General features: G+C 56.8%; 1 protein-coding gene. It reads left to right on the top strand.

Features of this window, described 5'->3' with window-relative positions; genetic code table 11:
* Window positions 1-278: calcium-binding protein (locus F6X42_RS43005; protein ID WP_187639782.1), on the top strand; the 278-nt coding region annotated here is incomplete at its 5' end.
* Window positions 279-674: the final 396 nt, after the last annotated feature.

Raw genomic sequence — 674 nt, forward strand, 5'->3', positions numbered from 1 at the left:
CGTGGTACTGCTATCTGGAAGAGCAGCTCTCGTTTCCATTCGAGGCCGGCATTCGCCAGGCAATGGCCTCTTCACCACTGCACCCGGGTGAACACGTCTCGGTCACCGGACTCGCTCATGAAGACCTATGTCGGGTTGGCATCTTCGTCTGGGCCCGGTGGGGCCAACGTGACGTGGTGGCACCCCTGGCTCAGATCGTCCCGTTGAACAGCGATCAACCGACACGACTCGCCGTCGCTGACTGGCACTACTGGCACGACCAAGGTTACGCGTTCTGACATCCAGAGAGACCTCGCACTGTCGCAGCGGGATCTCGCTCACCTCGTCCTGATCTCTCGCGGCGTTGTTGGTCTCGTATTAAATTCCCACTTCTGACGGGTTACGCTGACGGATACCGTACAAGGAGCGCGTCATCAGGCAGTTGCACCGGCGGGCGGCCGAATTCGGCTTCTCCCTTCAACCGACGGCGGGGGCTTCTTAGGAATATCTAGGAGGCCTATAAGCGTTTGACTATTACGAAGTCAAAGGGAATTTTGGGCTGTTCGATTGTAAGCGCCCGGCAATGTCACCTTGAACCGGCGGGTCATGAAAGCGACGATCGTGTCCACCTATTTTTTTAATGGACACGTGTACGCTATGAACGAAAATGAAGTGGGTTCTGAAGTGGTGCGGCC

The sequence above is a fragment of the Paraburkholderia podalyriae genome (assembly GCF_014397785.1).
GTDB lineage: Bacteria > Pseudomonadota > Gammaproteobacteria > Burkholderiales > Burkholderiaceae > Paraburkholderia > Paraburkholderia podalyriae.